The sequence below is a fragment of the Mycobacterium sp. OAS707 genome (assembly GCF_014873705.1).
Lineage (GTDB): Bacteria > Actinomycetota > Actinomycetes > Mycobacteriales > Mycobacteriaceae > Mycobacterium.
On the sequence record NZ_JADBDS010000002.1, the window covers coordinates 566269 to 587339 of the forward strand.

Consider the following 21071-nt stretch of genomic DNA (forward strand, 5'->3'; position numbering starts at 1 on the left):
GGCCCGCCGTGTGGATCGGCTGGCTGGAGTTCGACCTGTTGCTCGGCGATGTGCACTCGCTGAAACAGAAGCGTTCTGTCATCCGTCCTGTCATCGCGGAACTGCAACGCAGATTCGCGGTTTCCGCCGCCGAGACGGGCGTGCAGGACTTGCACCGCCGCGCGAGCATCGGCATCGCGGTGGTTTCCGCCGATCGACATCATGTCGTCGACGTGCTCGACGCCGCCGAACGTCTGGTGGCGTCCCGGCCGGAGCTGGACTTGCTTTCGACCCGTCGCGCACTGCGACGTAGCAGCGACGACTAAATGCCGCCGCCCAGTTGACGCTTGCGCCGCAACGGCATCGGCGCGACGGCGCCCGGTGCCAATTTGCGCACGTTGATCAGAAACGCCGTATGCCCGCGCATCGTGTGCTGTGGGCGCACCGCGAGCCCGACGACATGCCAACCGCGCTGCATGCTTTCCCAGGCGCGCGGCTCCGTCCAGCACTGCTGCTCGCGCAGCGCCTCCACCGTTCGCGACAACTGCGTGACGGTCGCGACGTAGATCATCAACACCCCGCCGGCCACCAGGGCGTTGCCGACGGCCTCCAAGACCTCCCAGGGCGCCAGCATGTCGAGCACGACGCGGTCCACTTCGGGTCCGGCGTAGTCGGCGACATCGGCGGTGACGAGGTCCCAGTTGGCGGGTCGCTCACCGAAGAAGGTCTCGACGTTGCGGACCGCGTGCTGCGCATGATCGTCGCGGACCTCGTAGGACGTCACGCGACCCTCGGGCCCGACGGCGCGCAGCAGCGAGCACGTCAGCGCTCCCGATCCCGCACCGGCCTCCAGCACCCGTGCCCCTGGGAAGATGTCGCCCTCGTGCACGATCTGGGCGGCGTCCTTCGGGTAGACGACCTGAGCGCCGCGGGGCATCGACATCACGTAGTCGACGAGCAGTGGGCGCAACACCAGGAATTGGTCACCGCTGGTCGACTTCACCACGCTGCCCTCCGGCAGTCCGATCACGGTGTCGAGCGCGATGATGCCGCGATGGGTGTGGAATTCGCCGCCTGGCGTCAACAGCATCGTGTAGTGCCGGCCCTTCGCGTCGGTGAGCTGTACGCGATCACCGACTTCGAACGGTCCGGTTCTTGGCATAGCTGATCAGCCTGCCAGTTGACGCGCCGAGTCGGGTGCTCGGGGTTGTCGGACTGCGGTCATACGCTGACCTCATGAGCGATGAGACGGTTCCGCCCGTCCGTCGGCCTGCGTTGTCCCCGTCGCGGGCGAGTGACTTCAAGCAGTGCCCGCTGCTGTACCGCTTCCGGGCCATCGACCGGCTGCCGGAGCCGGCCTCGACTGCGCAGGTGCGAGGTTCGGTCGTGCACGCCGCGCTCGAGCAGCTGTACGGGCTGCCTGCAGAGCAGCGCGGGCGCGACACCGCGATGACGCTCGTCGGGCCCGCGTGGGACCGCGTGGTGGCGGCACAGCCGGAGTTGTCGGCCGAGTTCGAGCCCGCCCTACAGGCCGAGCTGCTCGACGAGGCGCGCGCGCTGCTGTCGGGTTATTACCGCCTCGAGGACCCCACGCGCTTCGACCCGCAAAGCTGCGAACAGCGCGTCGAGGTCGAGTTGGAGGATGGCACGCTGCTGCGCGGCTTCGTCGACCGCATCGACGTAGCACCCACCGGCGAATTGCGGGTCGTTGACTACAAGACCGGCAAGGCGCCGCCCGAGGCGCGGGCGCTTGCCGAGTTCAAGGCGATGTTTCAGATGAAGTTCTACGCGGTTGCGCTGTTGCGGTCACGCGGCGTGCTGCCCGCCCGGCTGCGGCTGCTGTATCTGTCCGATGGTCAGGTGCTCGACTACACCCCCGATCTCGACGAACTGCTGCGGTTCGAAAAGACGTTGATGGCGATCTGGCGGGCCATCCAATCTGCCGGTGTCACAGGCGATTTCCGGCCCAATCCGTCCCGGTTGTGTGACTGGTGTGCGCATCATGCGCTGTGCCCTGTGTTCGGTGGCACTCCCCCGCCGTATCCCGGTTGGCCGGAGGCACCCGACGAGGGTGATGATGACACCGTGCTGCACGCCTCGGAGCCTGCTGCATGATCGAATGCCTCTATCGGCGGCTGCCTGCCGACGGTGGATTCCAAGCGTTCGAATCCACTGACGGCACACGCAGCAACTGGGATCCCGAAATCCAGCACGGCTCACCGCCTCTGGCGCTGCTCACGAAATTGATCGAGGAGCTTGCCGCGGACTCCGGGCTGCGCGTCGGCCGGTTGACACTGGACATCCTCGGCGCCATCCCCGTCACGACGGTTCGCACACGGACGTGGGTCGAGCGTCCCGGCTCGCGCATTTCGATGATGGCGGCCGAGATGTTGGCGCCGCGACCCGACGGCGCCGAACGGGTGGTGGCGCGCGTGACCGCATGGCTGCTTGCCACGAGCGACACCACCGATGCCGTGACCGACCGCTATCCGCCGATCGTGGAAGGCGAGTCGCTGCCGATGCCCCACAACTGGGACACCAGCGGCTATCTGAGCGTGGTGAGCTGGCGCACTCAGCGGACCGCCGAGGACGAGTCGCACGTGGTCTGGCTCAGTCCTCTTGTGCCTCTTGTCGATTCGGAGCCTACGACAGAACTGCAGCGGCTGGCGATGGTCGTCGACTGCGCCAACGGGGCAGGCGCGGCACTGGACCCCGAGAAATTCGTCTTCATGAACACCGACACCGCCGTGCACATTCACCGCTTGCCGCTCGGCAGCGATTTTGCGGTCCGCAGCCGCGGCTCCATCGGCCCCGACGGGATCGGTGTGACAACTGCGGACATCTTTGACCGCCAAGGGTTTATCGGCACAGTGGCACAGACACTGCTGGTGCAGCGCCGCCCCTGATTTGTATATGTGCTTGCATCTATATAGACGGAGTGCAATACTCGTGGCATGGACGTCTTCGAAGCGGTCGCTGAGCCAAGCCGGCGTGCGCTGCTCGACGCGCTGATCGACGGTGAACGCACGGCCGGCGAGCTTGTCGCGACGCTGCCCGGCCTGACCCAGCCCACCGTCTCGCGGCACCTGCGGGTGTTGCGTGAGGTCGGCCTCGTCGAGGTCCGACCGGACGCGCAGCGGCGCATCTACGCGTTGCGTGCCGACGGGCTGGTCGCCATCGACGACTGGATCAACCGGTATCGCCACTACTGGGCCGACCATCTCGACGCCCTGCAGCGGCACCTCGAACGCAAGCACAAGGAGTCACGATGAGCGAACGCGACGGACGGCTCACCGTCGACGGCGATCACGCGGTGTTGAATTTCGAACGCCGCCTGCCCTTTCCGATCGAAGCGGTGTGGTCGGCGATCACCGATCCGCACGAACGAGAGCAATGGTTCGGCGAAACGACGATCGAGCCCCGCGAGGGCGGAACCATCGACATGGTCGCAACCGGTCCGCCGTTACCGCCCGAGCGCAAGCGGATGACCGGCCGCATCCTGGTGTGGGACCCGCCGCACGTGCTCGAACACGAGTGGAAGCAACCGATTGTCGAAGACGGTGTGGTGCGCTACGAACTCAGCGTCGACGGTGACGGCACGCTGCTGCGGTTCACCCACCGCGGGCTCGGCATCCGCAACGCATCGGGATTCTTCGGAGGCACCCACGCCTACCTGGATCGGCTCGAGGCCTACCTGTCCGGCGATGAGCTGCCGGACTGGACCACCCGTCGTCTTGAAGTAAACCAACGAATGGAAGCGAACTGACATGTCGCACAATGGTTCTGACATCGCCGCCCCGACCATCGCCATCGCCTACCACTCGGGCTTCGGCCACACCGCGGTGCTCGCCGAAGCCGTGGCCGAGGGTGCGCGTGAGGCGGGCGCCCATGTCCATGTGACTGCGGTCGACCGGATGACAGAAGAGGACTGGGACATCCTCGATGCCGCCGACGGCATCGTGTTCGGCAGCGCGACGTACATGGGCAACGTGTCGGCAGGCTTTCAGGCCTTCGCCGAACAGACCGGCAGGCGTTGCCTCAACGGCAGTTGGCGCGACAAGGTCGCCGGCGGGTTTACGAACTCCGGCGCCAAGAGCGGCGACAAAGTCAACACGCTGGTGTCGCTTGCGATCTTCGCTGCGCAACACCACATGCATTGGGTCAGCCTCGGTTTGGGCGCCGGCTGGAACAGTGCCGCGGGCAGCGAAAACGACCTCAACCGCCTCGGCTTCTGGCTCGGGGCCGGCGCGCAGACCGACGTCGACGCCAACGTAGACCAGGTACACCCTTCGGATGTGCAGACGTGCCGCCATCTCGGCTGGCGCGTCGCCGTCGTGACCCGGCAGGTAATGGTGGGCCGCTCCGCTACTCCAGCGGTGTCATCTCCTGCAGCATCGTCGGCACCAATTCACTGACCGTCGGGTGGATGTGCATCGTGCGGGAAATCGCGGTGTAGGGCTTCTTCGCGGTCATGATGTCGAGGATCGCGTGGATGACCTCGTCGCCGCCGACGCCGAGGATTGCGGCGCCGAGGATCTCTTCGGTCTCGGCGTCGACGACGACCTTCATGAAGCCCTGGGTCTCCCCCTTCTCCACTGCTCGCCCGACGCGTGTCATCGGTCGCTTGCCCACCAACGCTTTTCGGCCGGACTTGCGCACCTCGTCGACGGTCATGCCCGCTCGGCCAAGCGGCGGGTCGATGTACAGCGCGTAGGTGGTGACGCGGTCGCTCACCCGTCGCGGGTCATCGTCGAGCAGGTTGGCCGCGACGATCTCGAAGTCGTTGTACGACGTATGGGTGAAGGCCCCGCGACCGTTGCAGTCACCCATCGCCCAGATGTGCTCGACATTGGTCCGCAACTGATCGTCGACGACGATGTAGCCGCGAGCGTCGGTCTCGACGCCCGCCTGCTCCAATCCGAGGTCGTCGGTATTGGGCTGGCGTCCGACGGCCACCAGCAGGTGCGTGCCGGTGATCGGCTCGGCGCCGTCGGCAGGCGTCACCTGAAACCCGCTGTTGCGCTTGGCGAATCGGATCGCGCTGGCATTCACCACGACGTCGATGCCTTCGGCCTGCAGGATCTCCTTCACGGTGGCCGAGACGTCCTCGTCCTCCCGTGACGTCAGCCGCGGACCCTTCTCGATCACGGTGACACGCGCACCGAAGCGCCGGTACATCTGCGCGAACTCCAGCGCGATGTAACTGCCGCCGATCACCACCAAATGCTCCGGCACGGTATCCAGTTCGAGGATGCCGACATTCGTCATGTAGTCGATCTCGGAAAGCCCGGGCATGTCGGGCGCCACCGCACGACCACCGACGTTGAGGAAGATCCTGTCGGCTTCCAGCACGCGGCCGTCGACGCTGATGGTGTGCGGCCCCTCGAAGCGGGCGTGCCCGCGGATCAGCGTGCACCCCTTCATGCCTTCGAGCCATGACTCGACGCCACTTCGGTCGTCGAGCATGATCTTGTCCTTACGAGCCTTCACCTTCGCCATGTCGACGGTGATTTCGCCTGTGCCGACGCCGTATTCGGCTCCGCGGCGCGACAGGTGCGCGGCGTGCGCACTTGCGACCAGCGTCTTGGTCGGGATGCAACCGGTGTTGACGCAGGTGCCGCCGACCAGCTTGCGTTCGATCACCGCGACGGTCTGTCCGGCTTCTGTCAGTCTGCCGGCCAGCGGCGGTCCGGCCTGGCCGGCGCCGACGATGATCGCGTCGAATTTCTCTGGCATAGCCGGCTAGACGAGCGGAGCGAAGCTGACGAGGAACGCGATGAGGAAGCCGCCGCCGACAGCGATCACGTCTTCTCCGATCGCGACGGGCCGGTCCTTGCCACCGTTGGCGGCCACCAAGCGGCTGCGGCCTTCAGCACCGCCAAGGGTGCCGAGGACAGCGCCGATGATTCCGGCACCCATGCCGATGAAGGTGTGGTGGGACACGCTGCCGATGACCGCGCCCGCGAAAGCCCCTGTGATGAGTCGCGTGGTGAACTGCGGCGGGGTCCTGCGGCTCGGCGTCTTCGGCAACTGGTCGGTGACGAGCTCGACGAGCAGGAAGATGGTCAGCACGGTGACGGTGATCGGATGGGCGACCCATTCCGACCATTTGCCGTCGACGTCGATCCAGCCGAGAAACGCACCCCACGCGACCACCGCAGGGGCGGTCAGCGCGCGCAGACCGGCGATCACGCCGATCAGCACCGCGAGCACGATAACGACGACCTGCGTCATGGCAACCTCCGGAGCCGCGAAAAGGACACCCGGACGCTAACACGCACCCCGCGAATGATCCCGCCGAATCAGAAGCGGCAGAACCGGATGTCAGAGGCCAGAATCGCCTTGGCACCGATCGCCGCGAGTTCGTCCATGATCGCGTTGACATCTCGGCGCGGAACCAGTGCCCGCACGGCTACCCACTCCGGATCGGCAAGTGGGGCGATGGTTGGCGATTCGAGTCCCGGTGTCACCGCGGTGGCAGCGTCGAGCACGCTGCGCGGACAGTCGTAGTCGAGCATCAAGTACTGCTGCCCGAACACCACGCCTTGCACCCGCCCCGCCAACTGTTCTCGGGCCGCGGCATTCTCTTCGCTCGGCGTCTCGCTCTCGATGAGGACCGCCTCCGAATCACACAGCGGTTCCCCGAACGCGACGAGGTCATGCAGCCCGAGCGTCCGGCCCGAACCAACCACATCGGCGATCGCATCCGCGACTCCGAGCTGCACCGAAATTTCCACGGCGCCATCGAGCCGTATCACGGTTGCTTCAATCCCCCGCTGCGCCAAGTCTTTTCGCACCAGATGGGGGAAAGCCGTGGCAATGCGCTTGCCAGCGAGCTCCTCGATGCGCCACGGGTGCCCTGCGGGCGCGGCGTAGCGGAAGGTAGACGATCCGAAGCCGAGCGCCAGCCGCTCGCGAACAGGCGCGTCGGATTCCTGGGCCAGATCGCGACCGGTGATGCCGAGGTCGAGTTGGCCCGAGCCGACGTAGATCGCAATGTCCTTGGGGCGCAGGAAGAAGAATTCGACATTGTTGACCGGGTCGATGACGGTCAGGTCCTTGGGATCGGTGCGCCGCCGGTAGCCCGCTTCGGACAGAATCTCGGCGGCCGGGTCGGAAAGCGTGCCCTTGTTGGGCACGGCGACCCGCAGGTTTGCGTTTCCGTTCATAGCTTGGCGTACACGTCGTCGAGGGTCAGTCCGCGTGAGATCATCAGCACCTGCGTCCAGTACAGCAACTGGCTGATCTCGTCGGCCAGGGCTTCGTCACCCTCGTGTTCGGCGGCCAGCCACACCTCGCCGGCCTCTTCGAGAATCTTCTTGCCGAGCCCGTGCACGCCGCCGTCGAGCGCGGCGACGGTGCCGCTGCCCTGGGGGCGAGTGCGCGCCCGCTCCGTCAGTTCGGCGAACAGGGCGTCGAAGGTCTTCACGGCACGCGATTGTTCCACGTGCTGTTCGCAGCGGTCACGCGGGTTAACCGAGAAGTGTCATGTCTTCGCCGGGTGCGCGTCGTGATGCACCGCGTCGCGTTGCATGTCTTCGAGGTGTTTGCCCTTGGTTTCTGCGACCCACCGCCAAACGAAGATGAACGACAGCACCGCGCACAACGCATAGAACCCGTACGCCAATCCGAGCACGTTGCGCAGCCCCGGGAAGGTCACCGTGATCACCCAGTTGGCCGCCCATTGCCCGGCAGCGGCCAGCCCAAGGGCGGCACCCCGGATGCGGTTGGGGAACATTTCACCCAGCAGCACCCACACCACGGGGCCCCACGACATCCCGAAGGCCACCACGAACAAGTTGGCGGCGACGAGCGCGATCGGACCGGCAACAGGGCCGAGGTGAGGCTTCCCGTCGATGATCTCGGCTGTCTGAAAGACGACCGCCATCGTCGCCAACGTGACCGCCATGCCGCTGGAGCCGACCAGGAGCAGCGGTTTGCGCCCGACCTTGTCGATCAGCGCGATCGCGATCAGCGTGGTCAAGATGTTGGTGATCGACGTGATCACAGTGATCGTGAACGACGAGCTCTCCTTGAAACCGACCGCCTCCCACAGCACGTTGGAGTAGTAGAAGATCACGTTGATGCCGACGAACTGTTGGAAGACCGAGAGTCCGACACCGACCCACACGATTCCGTACAGGCCGCCGGTCGGCTTGCGCAGATCGCGCCACGACGGCGGCTTCTCGGACTTCAACGACTCCTGGATGCGAGTGATCGTGAGCTCCAGGTTCTTCTCGCCCAGCAACATCGTGAGCACTCGGCGGGCTTCCGGAATCCGGAATTTTGCAACGAGATAACGCGGCGACTCGGGAATCGTGAAGGCCAGTCCGCCGTACAGAACGGCAGGCACCACCATCACGAGGAACATCCAGCGCCACGCCTCCAACCCCAGCCACAACTCCTCCCGCGATCCTCCGGCGAGGTGGGCCAGCAGATAGTCCACCGCCAGCGATAGGAAGATTCCGGTCACGATCGCCAACTGCTGCAGCGAGCCGAGCCGACCACGGATGCGTGGCGGTGAGGTCTCGGCGATGTAGGCGGGGGCGATGACCGACGCGACTCCAACCCCGATGCCGCCGACGACGCGGAAGATCACCACCAGCCACACGTTGGGCGCAAGACCCGTGCCGATCGCACTGATCATGAACAGGACGGCAGCGATCTTCATGACGGACAACCGCCCGATCCGGTCGGCGAGCCGGCCCGCGGTGACAGCGCCGAGCGCGGCGCCCAGCAGAGCCGAGGCGACCGCGAAGCCGAGGGTGGTGTTGCCGATGCCGAAGTCCTCTTGAATGGACGAGACCGCACCGTTGATCACCGCGCTGTCATAGCCGAACAGAAAGCCGCCCAGAGCGGCGACGGAAGCGATCAACACCACCCGGCCGCTGTGTTCGGATTCTTCGTAGTCCAAGCCGGATGCAGAATCACCAACGGGCCCGTGAGTCATGTGACGCCCTTCCGCAGCATTGCGTGACGAGAATCACATTCAATCACTTACGCCCATGTCAGGCGGTGCGTTCCCCGAACTGTACGAGTTCTGCATGCACGCGCCGCAGATCGGCTACATCGATTCCGGCAAGCGAGCGAACGTGGCGGCGACGTGGACCGGTGGGCACAGCTACGTCGTTGGGCACCACCAAAACCGGACAGCCTGCGCCCTCGGCGGCCGCGGTCCCGGTCACCGAGTCCTCGATGGCCAGGCACAGATCGGGCGGCAGGTCCAGCAATTCTGCTGCCCGTAGGTAGAGATCGGGCGCGGGTTTGCCCTGTGGCACCTCGTCGGCGCACACAGTCGCCGAAAAGTAGTGGCGGCCAATGCTGTTCAACGCCCTGTCGGTGAGTGCCCGCGCAGTGTTGGTAACCAGCGCCATCGGGACTTCTTCTGCGGCAAGCGATTCCAATAACTCCTGCGCGCCGTCACACCAGGGCAGGCCGTGGTCGAACAGGTCCGCCGTGTAGTCGTGCAGCCAGCGGATGGAGTCCGTCACCGCAACCGGATCAGGTTCCAGGCCGAGGTCGGCGTACACGGTCTGCATCGTGTCTTCGGCCGAACCGCCGACCATCGACGTGCGCACTTCGTGGGACAGCGTGCCACCGAGATGGTCGTACAGCGCAGCCAGCGAAATGTCCCAGAGCTTTTCCGAGTCGACGAGGGTGCCATCCATGTCGAACAGCACCGCTTGCATGCCCCCGATTCTGTCAGAGGTCGTGCCTAGGGTGAAATCATGACCATTCTCGTGACCGGCGCCACAGGAAACATCGGCCGACGCACTGTCGATCATCTGATCGACCTGGGCGCCAACGACATCCGTGCTTTGACGAAGAACCCCGCGAAGGCGAACCTGCCCGAAGGCGTTACGGCAGTCACCGGATACCTCGGCGATCCAGACTCGTTACCGGCCGCGTTCGAAGGCGTCGAGCGTATGTACCTGGCTCCGCTGCCCGAAACGCTGGACGTCACGCTCGCATTGGCCAAAAAGGCAGGCGTGCAGTACGTCGTGGCGTTATCGGGAGAAGCGCACTGGCAGGCGCACGCCGACGCGGTGGCCAACTCGGGACTGGTCAACACCCAACTCGGCCCCGGCGAGTTTCTGGACAACTTCGGCATCTGGGCCGCGCAGATCAAGGCGACGCGCACGGTTCGCGAGCCCTACCCCACGGCTGTGGAAGCGCCCATCTCGATGGACGACATCGCCAGGGTGGCGGCCGCATTGTTGGCCAAACCCGATGAGGCCCACTTCGGCAAGATGTATCCCATCACCGGGCCTGAGGCGTTGACCCGTGCGCAGATCGCCGAACAGATCGGCATAGGCATCGGTGCACCGGTCACCTATCAGCAGTGCGACAGGGCCGAAGCCGAAGCGGCCTTTCAGGGCGCCCTCGGCCCGAATGCCGCGTGGTACCTCGACCAAATCGCGGACGCCGTGGACCATCCCCAGCGGGCCAACGACTTGGTCGCCGAACTGACCGGCGCGCCCGCCCAGTCGGTCGCCCAGTGGGCGGCGCAAAACGCCGAGCTGTTTCGGTGACTGCGGGTGCTCAGTCCTCCGGGTTGTAACCGAGATTCGGGGCGAGCCAGCGCTCGGCTTCGGCCAGAGTCCACCCCTTGCGCCTCGCATAGTCGGCCACCTGGTCCTGGGCGATCCGGCCGACCACGAAGTACTGCGACTGCGGGTGTGAGAAGTACCAGCCGCTGACGGCAGCCCCTGGCCACATCGCCATCGACTCGGTCAGCTCGATGCCGGTCCGCTTCTGGACGTCCATCAGCTCCCAGAGCGTCGCCTTCTCGGTGTGCTCCGGGCAGGCCGGGTAGCCGGGTGCAGGGCGGATGCCGACATATTTCTCACCGATCAGCGCCTCGTTGTCCAGATGCTCGTCGGGCTGATAACCCCAGAACTCCTTGCGGACCCGTTCGTGCATCCGTTCGGCGAACGCCTCGGCCAGTCGGTCGGCGATCGACTCCAGCAGAATCGCGCTGTAGTCGTCGTTGGCCGCCTTGAACTCGGCGATCTTGTCACCGCTGCCCAACCCCGCGGTGACGGCGAAGGCGCCGACGTAGTCCTGAAGGCCCGTTTCCCTGGGGGCGATGAAGTCTCCCAGTGACCGGTTCGGGATGCCGTCCCGATGCTCGCCCTGCTGGCGCAGGTTGCGCAACGTGGTCAGCACCTCGGTACGGCTGTCGTCGGTGTAGACCTCGATGTCGTCGCCGACCGCGTTCGCGGGGAAGAACCCGATCACCCCGTTGGCGGTCAGCCACTTCTCTTTGATCAGGGTGTCGAGCATCTCCTGCGCTTCGTCGTACAGCTTGCGCGCGGCCTCACCCGATGCGGGGTTGTTGAGGATGTCGGGGAAGCGGCCCTTCATCTCCCAGGCGTTGAAGAACGGCTGCCAGTCGATGTACTCGCGCAGTTCGGCGATGTCGTAGTCGAGAAATTCTCGTACTCCCGTACCTTGCGCGGGCACCGGCGGCGTGTAGCCGTCCCAGTCGATCGGCGTCCGGTTGGCCCTGGCCTTCTCCAGCGTCAGCATCGGCCGCTCGTTCTTCTGGGCGTGCCGTTCGCGCAAAGAGGCGTAGTCCTTCTCGGTCGCCTCCAGCAGCGCCGGCCGCTGCCTGTCGTCGAGCAGCGCGGCCGCGACCGGCACCGAACGTGATGCATCCTTGACCCAGACCACCGGGCCGCTGCGGCGCGGCGCCACCTTCACGGCCGTGTGCGCGCGCGAGGTGGTCGCGCCACCGATCAGCAGCGGGATCTCGAGGCCCTGGCGTTCCATCTCGACGGCGAAGTTGACCATCTCGTCCAGCGAGGGGGTGATCAGGCCGGACAGCCCGATGATGTCGGCGTCGTGCTCCTTGGCCGCGTCCAGTATCTTCTGGGCTGGCACCATCACACCGAGGTCGATCACCTCGAAGTTGTTGCACTGCAACACAACCCCGACGATGTTCTTACCGATGTCGTGGACGTCGCCCTTGACGGTCGCCATGATGATGGTGCCGTTGGTGTCCTTGGTGCCCTCGGTGCCCGACTCGACCTTCTCCGCCTCGATGTACGGCAGCAGGTACGCAACGGCCTTCTTCATCACCCGGGCCGACTTCACCACCTGAGGCAGGAACATCTTGCCCGAGCCGAACAGGTCACCGACGACGTTCATGCCGTCCATCAGCGGACCCTCGATCACCTCGATCGGGCGACCGCCTGCCGCGGCGATCTCGGCCCGCAACTCCTCGGTGTCGTCATCGACATGGGCGTCGATGCCCTTCACCAACGCATGCGTGATCCGCTCGCGGACCGGCAGGCTGCGCCACTCGGCCGCGGCAGGATCCTCGGTTTTCTCCGACTTGTTGTACCGTTCGGCGATCTCCAGCAGCCGCTCGGCCGCGTCCTCGCGGCGGTTCAGCACGACGTCCTCGATGCGGTCGCGCAATTCGGGGTCGATCGAGTCGTAGGGCACCAGCGCACCGGCGTTGACAATGCCCATGTCCAGGCCGGCCTTGATGGCGTGGAACAGGAACACCGCGTGGATGGCCTCGCGGACGGGATTGTTGCCGCGGAACGAGAACGACACGTTGGAGATACCGCCGGAGATGTGCACCCCGGGCAGGTTTTCCTTGATCCAGGCGCAGGCGTCGATGAAGTCGATGCCGTACGTCGCGTGCTCCTCGATACCGGTCGCCAGCGCGAAGCAGTTCGGGTCGAAGATGATGTCCTCGGCCGGGAAGCCGACCTCTTCGGTCAGGATCCGGTAGGCGCGACCGCAGATCTGCTTGCGGCGCTCCAGGTTGTCGGCCTGCCCCTGCTCGTCGAAGGCCATCACGACGACGGCGGCGCCGTACTTGCGGCACAGCCGTGCCTCGCGGATGAACTTCTCCTCGCCCTCCTTCATGGAGATCGAGTTGACGATCGGCTTGCCCTGCACGTTCTTCAGGCCCGCCTCGATGACCTCCCACTTGGAGGAGTCGATCATCACCGGCACCCGGCTGATGTCCGGTTCGGCGGCGATCAGCTTGGTGAACCGGTCCATCGCGGCGACGCCGTCGATCATGCCCTCGTCCATGTTGATGTCGATGACCTGCGCACCGACCTCCACCTGCTGCAGGGCCACCGAAAGGGCGGTGTCGTAGTCCTCGGCCTTGATCAGGTTGCGGAACCGGGCGGAGCCGGTGATGTTGGTGCGCTCACCGATGTTGACGAACAGGGAATCCTCGGTGATGTTGAGCGGCTCGAGGCCCGCGAGCCGGGTGGCAACCGGAATCTGCGGCACCTCGCGCGGCGGCTTGCCCTCGACAGCCTTGGCGATCTCGGCGATGTGCGCCGGCGTCGTTCCGCAGCAGCCGCCGACCAGGTTGACGAAGCCCGCCTCGGCGAAGTCGGCGACGTAACCGGCCTGGCGCTTCGGGGACTCGTCGTACTCACCGAAAGCGTTGGGTAGGCCAGCGTTCGGGTAGCAGGAGACGAAAGTGTCTGCGATCCGCGACATCTCGGCGATGTACGGCCGCATCTCCGGCGCGCCCAGTGCGCAGTTGAGGCCCACCGCGAGCGGCTTGGCGTGCCTGATCGAATTCCAGAACGCTTCGGTGACCTGACCGGACAATGTCCGGCCTGACGCATCGGTGATGGTGCCCGAGACGATCACCGGCCACCGGCGTCCGCGCTCCTCGAACAGTGTCTCGATGGCGAACACCGCGGCCTTGGCGTTCAGCGTGTCGAAGATCGTTTCGACGATGAGGATGTCGGCGCCGCCGTCGATCAGGCCGTTGGCGGCCTCCAGGTACGCGGCTGCCAACTGGTCGTAGGAGACGTTGCGGGCTCCGGGGTCGTTGACGTCAGGCGAGATGGACGCGGTCCGCGTTGTCGGCCCGAGCGCGCCCGCGACGTAGCGGGGCTTCTCCGGGGTGCTGAAGTCGTCGACGGCCTTGCGGGCCAGCGCGGCCCCGGCGTAGTTGAGTTCGTAGCTCAACTCCGCCATGTCGTAGTCGGAGAGCGACACCGCGTTCGCGTTGAACGTATTGGTTTCCAGGATGTCGGCGCCCGCCTCGAGGTACTCGCGGTGGATTCCCTCGATGATCTGCGGCTGCGTCAGCGTCAGCAGGTCGTTGTTGCCCTGAAGCGGGCTCGGCCAGTCCTTGAACCGCTCCCCGCGGTAGCCCGCCTCGTCCGGCCGGTCCCGCTGGATCGCCGTGCCCATCGCGCCGTCGATCACCATGATCCGCTGGCGCAGAGCAGCCGACAGTTCGTCGGTGCGGTCGGGACGGATGTTCGGCTCGAAGTTTGTCTCGACGGCGGTCACGTGCGTTCCTTCCTTAACGGAAGGCGTCCTTGACTCTGCCGAGCGTGGCGGATACCGGCAGGGACCGGGATCCGTTGCAACGCCTCTCGACGGTGAAAGTCTACGTCGTCGCCCGACAGACGTGTGGACGCCGGGTTTGTCGCCCCCGAGCCACAGCTCGCGGAACCAGTCGGCGATGTCGCGGTAACCAAGGTCAACCAGATTGCAGCCGAACGTATTTCGTCTCTGCGGAGTCGTGCGAGAGGTCCGTCGCCTGCAGCCGGCGGCTCATCGCGCCCTTGCCCACCATCACTCGCGTCGACAGCGTGTCGAGCAAATGGGTGTCGCAGGCCCGCTTGGTCACATCAGCCACAGATACAGGGTAGTAGTTCTATGCAAATCACTTCGTCGCGCGAGCGCGCCGATGCCCCTCACCCGCACGACGCAGGCCTTACGCTGAGGGTGTGACCCCGTCGGATGCGAGCGGCTACAAGCCGCCCGACCTGCCCAAACTCAACGACACCGTGATCGTCGCCGCCTTCGAGGGCTGGAACGACGCCGGTGACGCCGCCAGCGATGCGCTGGAGCACCTCGACGCGATATGGGAAGCCGAACCGATCGTCGAGATCGACGACGAGGCCTACTACGACTACCAGGTGAACAGGCCGGTCATCAGGCAGGTCGACGGCGTGACCCGCGAGCTTGTGTGGCCGTCCATGCGGATCTCACACTGCCGCCCGCCGGGCTCCGAGCGCGACATCGTGCTGATGCACGGTGTCGAGCCGAACATGCGCTGGCGCACCTTCTGCGCGGAACTGCTGGCGATCGCCGACAAGCTGAACGTTCAGACCGTGGTCATTCTCGGCGCGCTGCTGGCCGACACGCCGCACACCCGGCCAGTGCCGGTTTCCGGAGCGGCCTACTCCCCCGATTCGGCGAAGGCATTCGGACTCGAGGAAACGCGCTACGAAGGACCCACCGGCATCGCGGGGGTGTTCCAGGACGCGTGCGTGCAGGCTGGCATTCCTGCGGTGACGTTCTGGGCGGCTGTCCCGCACTACGTGTCGCAGCCGCCGAATCCGAAGGCGACGGTCGCGCTGTTGCGTCGCGTCGAGGACGTGCTCGATATCGAGGTGCCGCTGGCCGATCTGCCCTCGCAGGCCGAGGAATGGGAACAGGCCGTCACCGAGATGACGTCAGAAGACGACGAGATCGCCGAATACGTTCAGTCGCTTGAGGAGCGTGGCGACGCCGAGGTGGACATGAACGAGGCGCTCGGCAAGATCGACGGCGACGCGCTGGCCGCCGAGTTCGAGCGCTATCTGCGGCGCCGCGGACCCGGCTTCCGCGGCTAGCCGTTCTTGGTGCGGAACTGCCGTTCGAGGTAGCGGGCCTTCGATTCCTCGAACTTGGCAGCCTCGGCGTCCATTCGTTTGATGAAGACCGCAAGCTCATCGCGGCGCCGCGCGCCTTCGCCACGGAAGTCGCCGCGCTCGAAGATCCGCCATTTTCGCAGCACCGGCATCACGACGTCGTCCAGGTGCTGACGCAGATCGTAGATGCCGCCGACGGCTATCTTCACCGCGTTGCGACGGAAGTTCGGTATCGCGAACCCGGGCATCTGGAAGTTCACCAGTATTCGCCAGATGGAAACCATGGCCTGGTCGGGCGAAACATCCAGTGCTGCCGCACCGACGCCTCGATAGAAAATCATGTGCAGGTTCTCGTCAGCGGCGATGCGCTTGAGCAGTTCGTCGGCGACGGGTTCGGCGCACGCCCTACCCGTGTTCCGGTGCGAGACTCGGGTGGCCAACTCCTGAAACGTCACATATGACAACGCGTCCAGCATCGACTCCGGCCGTATCGCGCGCTGACCTTGCTGGCCGGGGGTGAAGCCGGCGGTCACTTGTGCAATCCGGGCTTGTTCCAACGCAATTGGGTCCACCGCCCTGGTGACGACGAGATAGTCACGCAGCGCGATGCCGTGTCGGTTCTCCTCGACTGTCCACCGATTCACCCATGCGCCCCAGGCATCGTCGATGCTGAAGTGTTCGGCAATAGCGCGGTGATAGGACGGCAGGTTGTCCTCGGTGAGCAGGTTGGTGATCATGGCTATCCGGGCGACTTCGCCGAGTCGCGATTGTTCTTCTGCCCAGTCCCGCCCGCCTAGCTGGGAGTAGTCGCTGCCATCCGACCAGGGGACATAGTCGTGTGGATGCCAGTTCTTCGCCGCCGCGAGATGCTGATTGAGTCCTGCTTCGGCGATCGGTTCGAGTGCATGGATCAGCTCGAGGTCAGTCAGAGTTTTCGCCATCGCACACCCGTCGTCAGGCGAAACGGTACCGCCACAACCGGGCGAACCCGGGGACGCACAACGGAGTGGCGCGGCCTAGACCTTCACCGCCTGCGGCGCCTTCCACGTGCCGTTGAGCGCATCCGGCTTCGGCCAGTACAGCCGCAACACCATCTGGAATGTCCCCTTGGGTGCTGGCAGCCAGTTGGCCTCCTTGTCGATGCCCGGTGACTGGTTCTGGACATAGAACGTGTAACCACCGTCGGGATCGCGCAGCAAGCTCGGCAGCATCGGCGAATTGATCAGGTAGCGGTTCATCGGGTTGTCGACCAGCAGGCTCTGTGGCATTTCGTACATGGTCAGTGACCAGAATGCGTTCACCGGCGGCAGCTGTCCCGGCGCGAACCTGACCGTGTAATTGTTGGCGCCCGTCAGCGGCGCACCCGAAGAGTCGGTGGCGATGACCGGGTAGAGCGCCTCCGCGGCGGTATTGCCGTAAATGCCGAACACCGCACCGGCCATGCGGTACAGATAGTTGCCCTTCAGATCCTCTGCGGTACCGAAGAATTGCGCCGAACCGACTTCGCCGGTGTCGATCTTGGTCTTCTTGAGATCGTCGAGCTCGGACCAGGCGTCGGCCATCCCGCCTTCGATCGCCGTTCGCATCTCAGGACTCAACTTGTCAGCGTCGAAGTCCCCGTCAGGCCCGATGCCAATGGTGGCGAACCGTGCCCGCAACTCCTTTTCGGTGGGCAGCGTCGGCGCGAACTTCAGTGCGAAGTCGAGGATCTCGAAGAACTGAGGCGAGGTCTTCTCCTGATCTCTGGTCAGGGGCGGCGCGAAGTCGATCGGTGGCGCGGGCGCGGGCGCCGGTTGGTTCAGGTAGGCCGACAACGGTTGCACCTGATAACCGGCCTGGATCTTTTTGACCTGGTCGATGTCCGACGGGCCGAGCAGCTGCGTGCGGTAGACCACCAGCGCCAGCTCGGTGTCGGACTGGATGACCCCGTTGATGCCGTCGGGCTTGGCGCCCTTCCAATTCGGGCCTGCCAGAAGGTATTTACCGCCGCTGTTGCCCGTCGTGCGGCTGCCGACGTAGGCCATGTTGTAGGTGTAGAGGTCGATGAACTGCAAGGAGTAGTAGCGGTCCTGCTCGATCGGCGGCACGGTCAGTACCAGCGGCTCGGTGCGCAGGTCTGCACCGACCGCCGAGTAAGGGGTGTCCGAGTTCGGCGTCTGAACGGCCTTGTCCTGCGGCGTGTAAACCCGTGCAGCGCTGTGGATTTCGTTCCATCCGCCCTTGTATTCGGGATCGTCCTTGTTGACGAAATAGGAGTACATCACCCGGTAGTTGTCGACCAGCGGGAAACCGTAGATGTAGGCGTCCTTGGCGATCGCCCTGGCCTGCTCCGGCGTGACGGCGGCCTGACTGGGTGGCGGTGCTTGCGACTTCGGTTGCTCCTCCGACCCTTTCGTGCTGCAGCCGGCGATGAGCGCCAGTATTGCCAGAACGACCCCGATGCGGCGGATCAATGCTTCTCCAGATCCTCGGTGCGAGCACCCATTGACCGCCCCAACGCGGCAACCTCCGCGTCCATCTTCGGCATCAACTCTGGGGCGGTCTTGCGCGTCGGCGCCTCGCCGATGCGGCTTGACAGCAGCGGTTTGAGCCAGCGGAACACCCCCACCCAGCCGGGACAGTAGATGCGGCTCTTGCGGGCCTCAATTCCTGCGACGAACGCCTCGCCGCACTTCTCGACCGATGTGGTCCTGCCCAGCGGGCCCGGCAGTGAGTTCAGCATCTCGCGGAACGCGGGCAGGTCTGCCTTGGTTTCGCGGACCAGCGGGGTGTCGATCCACGACATGTGCGCAGAACCGACGTCGACACCGAGGTGCGCGACCTCGAGGCGCAGCGAGTTGGCGAAGTGCTCGACGCCGGCCTTGGCGGTGTCGTAGGGCGCCATTCCCGGGGCCGCGGCGAAGGCCGCCAGCGACGACACGATCAAGACGTAGCCACGCCGATCGATGACCGACTGCAGCGCGGCCCGGACTGTGTGGAAGACCCCGACGACGTTGACGTCGATCAGCGTGCGAAACGCCTCAGGATCGACCGTCAGCACCGATCCGTACGTTCCGATTCCGGCATTGGCCATCACGATGTCGATACCGCCGAAGCGCTCGATGCCCTTTTCGACGGCGGCCTGCATCGCCGACAGATCGCGGACGTCGGCCACGACACTCAGCACGCTTTCCTCACCCAGTCGAGCCGACATCTCCTTGAGCAGCGCGTCGTCGATGTCGGTCAGCACCAGTTTGGCGCCTTTGGCGTGCAACCGGCGGGCCACCTCCGCGCCTACACCATTCGCGCCGCCGGTGATCAGGGCGACCTTTCCGTGCACAGAACTCATGGCCGTCAACGTACTCCACCCGGCGAACCAGTCCGACCAATCGACGGTCAGGCACCGACGAGTGGCGAAAGCGCGTCCAGAAGCGGTCGCGCGTCACCCGGTGCTCCGGTCTCGGCCCAGGTTCCCTCGAACTCCGCAACCTCGACACCGACAATCTCGTTCTTGGCTAAACGGTTTGCCACGCCAGCCAATTCAGTGAAACTCAGTCCATTCGGGACGCGGTAGTCGGTGGGCACCAGGCCGGGTTCCAGTACGTCGCAGTCGAGATGGAAGTACACCGGCAGGTCGCCGACCGCCGCATCGAGGTCATCCAACAAGTGCGGGCCAACGGGAACATGTCGCACCACGCCCTCGTCGATGAGCCGTCGCTCGAACGGATCCAGGTCGCGAGCCCCACCCAACACCACGTTGGCGGGCGTGATGCCCGCACCCAGCCCCGAGTCCCACAACCCCATCGGGCCCGACAGCGCGAGACCGCCGAGGAAAGCCGACGTGCTCGACTCGGGCGTATTGATGTCGCCGTGCGCGTCGAACCACACCACGAGTGCGTCCGGGTGGAAGCGGGCCACCACCGGCAGCGTGGCCAGTGCAACGGCGCAGCGGGTCAACGCGGTGACCGGCGTTTGGCCTGCGGCGTAGATGTCCTCGTAGCGCTGCGACATCGCCTCGAGAGTCGGTATGGCAGCGGTCAATTCAGCGCGCCACTGGGTGCTGAGCGCGGGCTCCGGGCTGCCGACGGTGGTAGCAGGAAGACCAAGCCGCTGTTGCCACTCGGCTCCGACCGCCGCTGCGCCGCTGTATGCGCGGTCGTTGTGGTCGCCTGCGCGGCCCTGAAACACGGTTAGCGCAAGCGTCATCGCGACAGCTGGACGCCAAGTAGCGCGTCGACCGCGGTGGCCACCGCCTGCGGGGCCTGGGTGTCGTGGCCGCCGTACTCCAGCGCATCGGTGGCCCAACCATCCAGTGCGGCAAGGGCTTTCGGGGTATCCAGGTCATCGGCAAGGTATTGGCGCACCCGCGCGATCACGTCACCCGCATCGGGGCCGGCGGGCAGCGTGGTGGCGGCCCGCCAACGGTGCAGCCGAGTGTTGGCGTCCTCGAGCACCTGCGGGCTCCAGTACCGGTCGTCGCGATAGTGCCCTGCGAACAGGCCCAACCGGATGGCTGCGGGCTCGACACCCTCGGCGCGCAGCCGCGACACCAGCACGAGGTTGCCGCGGCTCTTGCTCATCTTGTGCCCGTCCCAGCCGATCATCCCGGCGTGCACGTAGTGGCGCGCGAATCGCCGCTCCCCCGTTACACATTCGCCGTGTGCGGCGGAGAACTCGTGGTGGGGGAAGATCAGATCGCTGCCGCCGCCCTGAATGTCGAGACCCGTGCCGATGCGCGACAGCGCGATCGCAGTGCATTCGACGTGCCATCCGGGCCGTCCAGGACCGAACGGCGAGGGCCAGCTGGGTTCGCCTTCGCGTTCGGCCCGCCACATCAGCGCGTCGAGTTCGTCGCTCTTGCCCGCGCGGTCGGGATCACCGCCGCGCTCGGTGAACAGCCGCAGCATGGTGTCGCGGTCGTAGCCGGACTCGTAGCCGAACTGCTGGGTGGCGTCGGCGCGGAAGTACACGTCGGGATATTGCGGATCGTCGACGATGTATGCGGCGCCGGAGGCCAGCATCTTCTCCACCAGCTCGACGACCTCGCCGATCGCATCCGTTGCCGCCACGTAGTCGTGCGGCGGCAGCACCCGAAGCGCCGCCATGTCCTCGCGGAACAGCTGGGTCTCACGATCGGCCAGCGCGCGCCAGTCGATGCCGTCGCGCTCGGCCCGCTCGAAAAGCGGATCGTCGACGTCGGTGACGTTCTGCACGTAGTGCACGGCGTGCCCTGCATCCAGCCACACCCGGTGCACCAGGTCGAACGCCAGGTAGGTGGCGGCGTGACCGAGGTGGGTGGCGTCATACGGGGTGATCCCGCAGACGTACATGGTGGCCGTCTCGCCGGCAGACACCGGCCGGACCTGACGGTCGGCGCTGTCGTAGAGCCGCAACTGCGGACCGCGGCCCGGCAGCGCCGGGACGTCCGGAGCCGGCCAGGAATTCATAGCGTCGACTTTAGGCATCGGGGTG

22 protein-coding genes are annotated in these 21071 nt (G+C 65.6%); 8 read left to right on the forward strand and 14 right to left on the reverse strand.

The window, feature by feature from the left end; all coding sequences use genetic code 11:
* Positions 1 to 8 precede the first annotated feature (8 nt).
* A complete protein-coding gene (locus tag GGC64_RS13550; protein WP_192723025.1) occupies positions 9 to 305 on the forward strand; it encodes a DUF503 family protein in 297 nt (98 codons plus the stop codon).
* On the opposite strand, the gene GGC64_RS13555 is transcribed toward GGC64_RS13550, so the two are convergent.
* Positions 302 to 1141: a tRNA (adenine-N1)-methyltransferase gene (locus GGC64_RS13555; RefSeq protein WP_192723026.1), complete on the reverse strand. Its 840-nt coding sequence runs from the start codon at positions 1139 to 1141 to the stop codon at positions 302 to 304. The genes GGC64_RS13550 and GGC64_RS13555 overlap by 4 nt on opposite strands.
* 74 nt (positions 1142 to 1215) lie before the next feature.
* Between GGC64_RS13555 and GGC64_RS13560 the strand changes: the two genes are divergently transcribed.
* Genes GGC64_RS13560 through GGC64_RS13580 form a run of 5 tightly spaced genes read left to right on the forward strand, consistent with a single transcriptional unit; the run spans position 1216 to position 4394 of the window.
* Positions 1216 to 2094 carry a RecB family exonuclease gene (locus GGC64_RS13560; RefSeq protein WP_192723027.1) on the forward strand — a complete coding sequence of 293 codons (879 nt, stop codon included), beginning with the start codon at positions 1216 to 1218 and terminating at the stop codon, positions 2092 to 2094.
* On the forward strand, positions 2091 to 2885 hold the full coding sequence (locus GGC64_RS13565; protein WP_192723028.1) for a thioesterase family protein: 795 nt from the start codon (positions 2091 to 2093) through the stop codon (positions 2883 to 2885). Before GGC64_RS13560 ends, GGC64_RS13565 begins: the two co-directional genes overlap by 4 nt.
* A 48-nt stretch (positions 2886 to 2933) precedes the next feature.
* Positions 2934 to 3251: a helix-turn-helix transcriptional regulator gene (locus tag GGC64_RS13570; RefSeq protein WP_192723029.1), complete on the forward strand. Its 318-nt coding sequence runs from the start codon at positions 2934 to 2936 to the stop codon at positions 3249 to 3251.
* Complete coding sequence (locus GGC64_RS13575; RefSeq protein ID WP_192723030.1) at positions 3248 to 3745, forward strand: SRPBCC family protein; 498 nt, start codon at positions 3248 to 3250, stop codon at positions 3743 to 3745. Before GGC64_RS13570 ends, GGC64_RS13575 begins: the two co-directional genes overlap by 4 nt.
* Before the next feature lies 1 nt (position 3746).
* Entirely contained in the window at positions 3747 to 4394 is a 648-nt protein-coding gene (locus tag GGC64_RS13580) for a flavodoxin family protein (protein WP_192723031.1), read from the forward strand.
* On the opposite strand, the gene GGC64_RS13585 is transcribed toward GGC64_RS13580, so the two are convergent.
* The 6 genes from GGC64_RS13585 to GGC64_RS13610 form a co-directional block, all read right to left on the reverse strand.
* The gene (locus tag GGC64_RS13585; RefSeq protein ID WP_192723032.1) at positions 4345 to 5715 is read right to left on the reverse strand and encodes an FAD-containing oxidoreductase; all 1371 of its coding nucleotides are present in this window, start codon (positions 5713 to 5715) and stop codon (positions 4345 to 4347) included. The two genes, GGC64_RS13580 and GGC64_RS13585, sit on opposite strands and share 50 nt — an antisense overlap.
* 6 nt (positions 5716 to 5721) lie before the next feature.
* The gene (locus GGC64_RS13590; RefSeq protein ID WP_192723033.1) at positions 5722 to 6213 is read right to left on the reverse strand and encodes a DUF4126 family protein; all 492 of its coding nucleotides are present in this window, start codon (positions 6211 to 6213) and stop codon (positions 5722 to 5724) included.
* Between the two features lie 68 nt (positions 6214 to 6281).
* Complete coding sequence (hisG, locus tag GGC64_RS13595) at positions 6282 to 7148, reverse strand: ATP phosphoribosyltransferase (RefSeq protein ID WP_192723034.1); 867 nt, start codon at positions 7146 to 7148, stop codon at positions 6282 to 6284.
* Positions 7145 to 7426 carry a phosphoribosyl-ATP diphosphatase gene (locus tag GGC64_RS13600; protein ID WP_192723035.1) on the reverse strand — a complete coding sequence of 94 codons (282 nt, stop codon included), beginning with the start codon at positions 7424 to 7426 and terminating at the stop codon, positions 7145 to 7147. The genes hisG and GGC64_RS13600 overlap by 4 nt, the downstream gene beginning before the upstream one ends.
* A 39-nt stretch (positions 7427 to 7465) precedes the next feature.
* Positions 7466 to 8929, reverse strand: coding sequence for a sugar porter family MFS transporter (locus GGC64_RS13605; RefSeq protein ID WP_192723036.1), 1464 nt, complete (start codon positions 8927 to 8929; stop codon positions 7466 to 7468).
* Positions 8930 to 8987: 58 nt separating this feature from the next.
* Entirely contained in the window at positions 8988 to 9668 is a 681-nt protein-coding gene (locus GGC64_RS13610; protein WP_192723037.1) for an HAD family phosphatase, read from the reverse strand.
* Between the two features lie 39 nt (positions 9669 to 9707).
* On the opposite strand from GGC64_RS13610, the gene GGC64_RS13615 reads away from it, so the two are divergent.
* A complete protein-coding gene (locus tag GGC64_RS13615) occupies positions 9708 to 10511 on the forward strand; it encodes an NmrA family NAD(P)-binding protein (protein ID WP_192723038.1) in 804 nt (267 codons plus the stop codon).
* A 10-nt stretch (positions 10512 to 10521) separates the two neighbouring features.
* Here the strand turns inward: GGC64_RS13615 and metH are convergent, their stop codons facing one another.
* Complete coding sequence (gene metH, locus GGC64_RS13620; protein WP_255528901.1) at positions 10522 to 14184, reverse strand: methionine synthase; 3663 nt, start codon at positions 14182 to 14184, stop codon at positions 10522 to 10524.
* 277 nt (positions 14185 to 14461) lie between these two features.
* Positions 14462 to 14620: a hypothetical protein gene (locus GGC64_RS13625; RefSeq protein ID WP_192723040.1), complete on the reverse strand. Its 159-nt coding sequence runs from the start codon at positions 14618 to 14620 to the stop codon at positions 14462 to 14464.
* A gap of 91 nt (positions 14621 to 14711) precedes the next feature.
* On the opposite strand from GGC64_RS13625, the gene GGC64_RS13630 reads away from it, so the two are divergent.
* Positions 14712 to 15602 (forward strand): PAC2 family protein, encoded by an 891-nt coding sequence (locus GGC64_RS13630; protein ID WP_192723041.1) that lies wholly within the window; start codon positions 14712 to 14714, stop codon positions 15600 to 15602.
* Here the strand turns inward: GGC64_RS13630 and GGC64_RS13635 are convergent.
* From GGC64_RS13635 to mshC, 5 genes are all read right to left on the reverse strand, one after another.
* The gene (locus tag GGC64_RS13635) at positions 15599 to 16561 is read right to left on the reverse strand and encodes an acyl-ACP desaturase (protein WP_192723042.1); all 963 of its coding nucleotides are present in this window, start codon (positions 16559 to 16561) and stop codon (positions 15599 to 15601) included. The genes GGC64_RS13630 and GGC64_RS13635 overlap by 4 nt on opposite strands.
* A 75-nt stretch (positions 16562 to 16636) precedes the next feature.
* A complete protein-coding gene (locus tag GGC64_RS13640; protein WP_192723043.1) occupies positions 16637 to 18073 on the reverse strand; it encodes a DUF1254 domain-containing protein in 1437 nt (478 codons plus the stop codon).
* Positions 18070 to 18948 (reverse strand): SDR family oxidoreductase, encoded by an 879-nt coding sequence (locus GGC64_RS13645; protein ID WP_192723044.1) that lies wholly within the window; start codon positions 18946 to 18948, stop codon positions 18070 to 18072. Before GGC64_RS13645 ends, GGC64_RS13640 begins: the two co-directional genes overlap by 4 nt.
* Positions 18949 to 18995: 47 nt before the next feature.
* Complete coding sequence (locus GGC64_RS13650; RefSeq protein WP_192723045.1) at positions 18996 to 19805, reverse strand: arginase family protein; 810 nt, start codon at positions 19803 to 19805, stop codon at positions 18996 to 18998.
* Complete coding sequence (mshC, locus tag GGC64_RS13655; RefSeq protein WP_192723046.1) at positions 19802 to 21046, reverse strand: cysteine--1-D-myo-inosityl 2-amino-2-deoxy-alpha-D-glucopyranoside ligase; 1245 nt, start codon at positions 21044 to 21046, stop codon at positions 19802 to 19804. Before mshC ends, GGC64_RS13650 begins: the two co-directional genes overlap by 4 nt.
* Between the last annotated feature and the right edge of the window lie 25 nt (positions 21047 to 21071).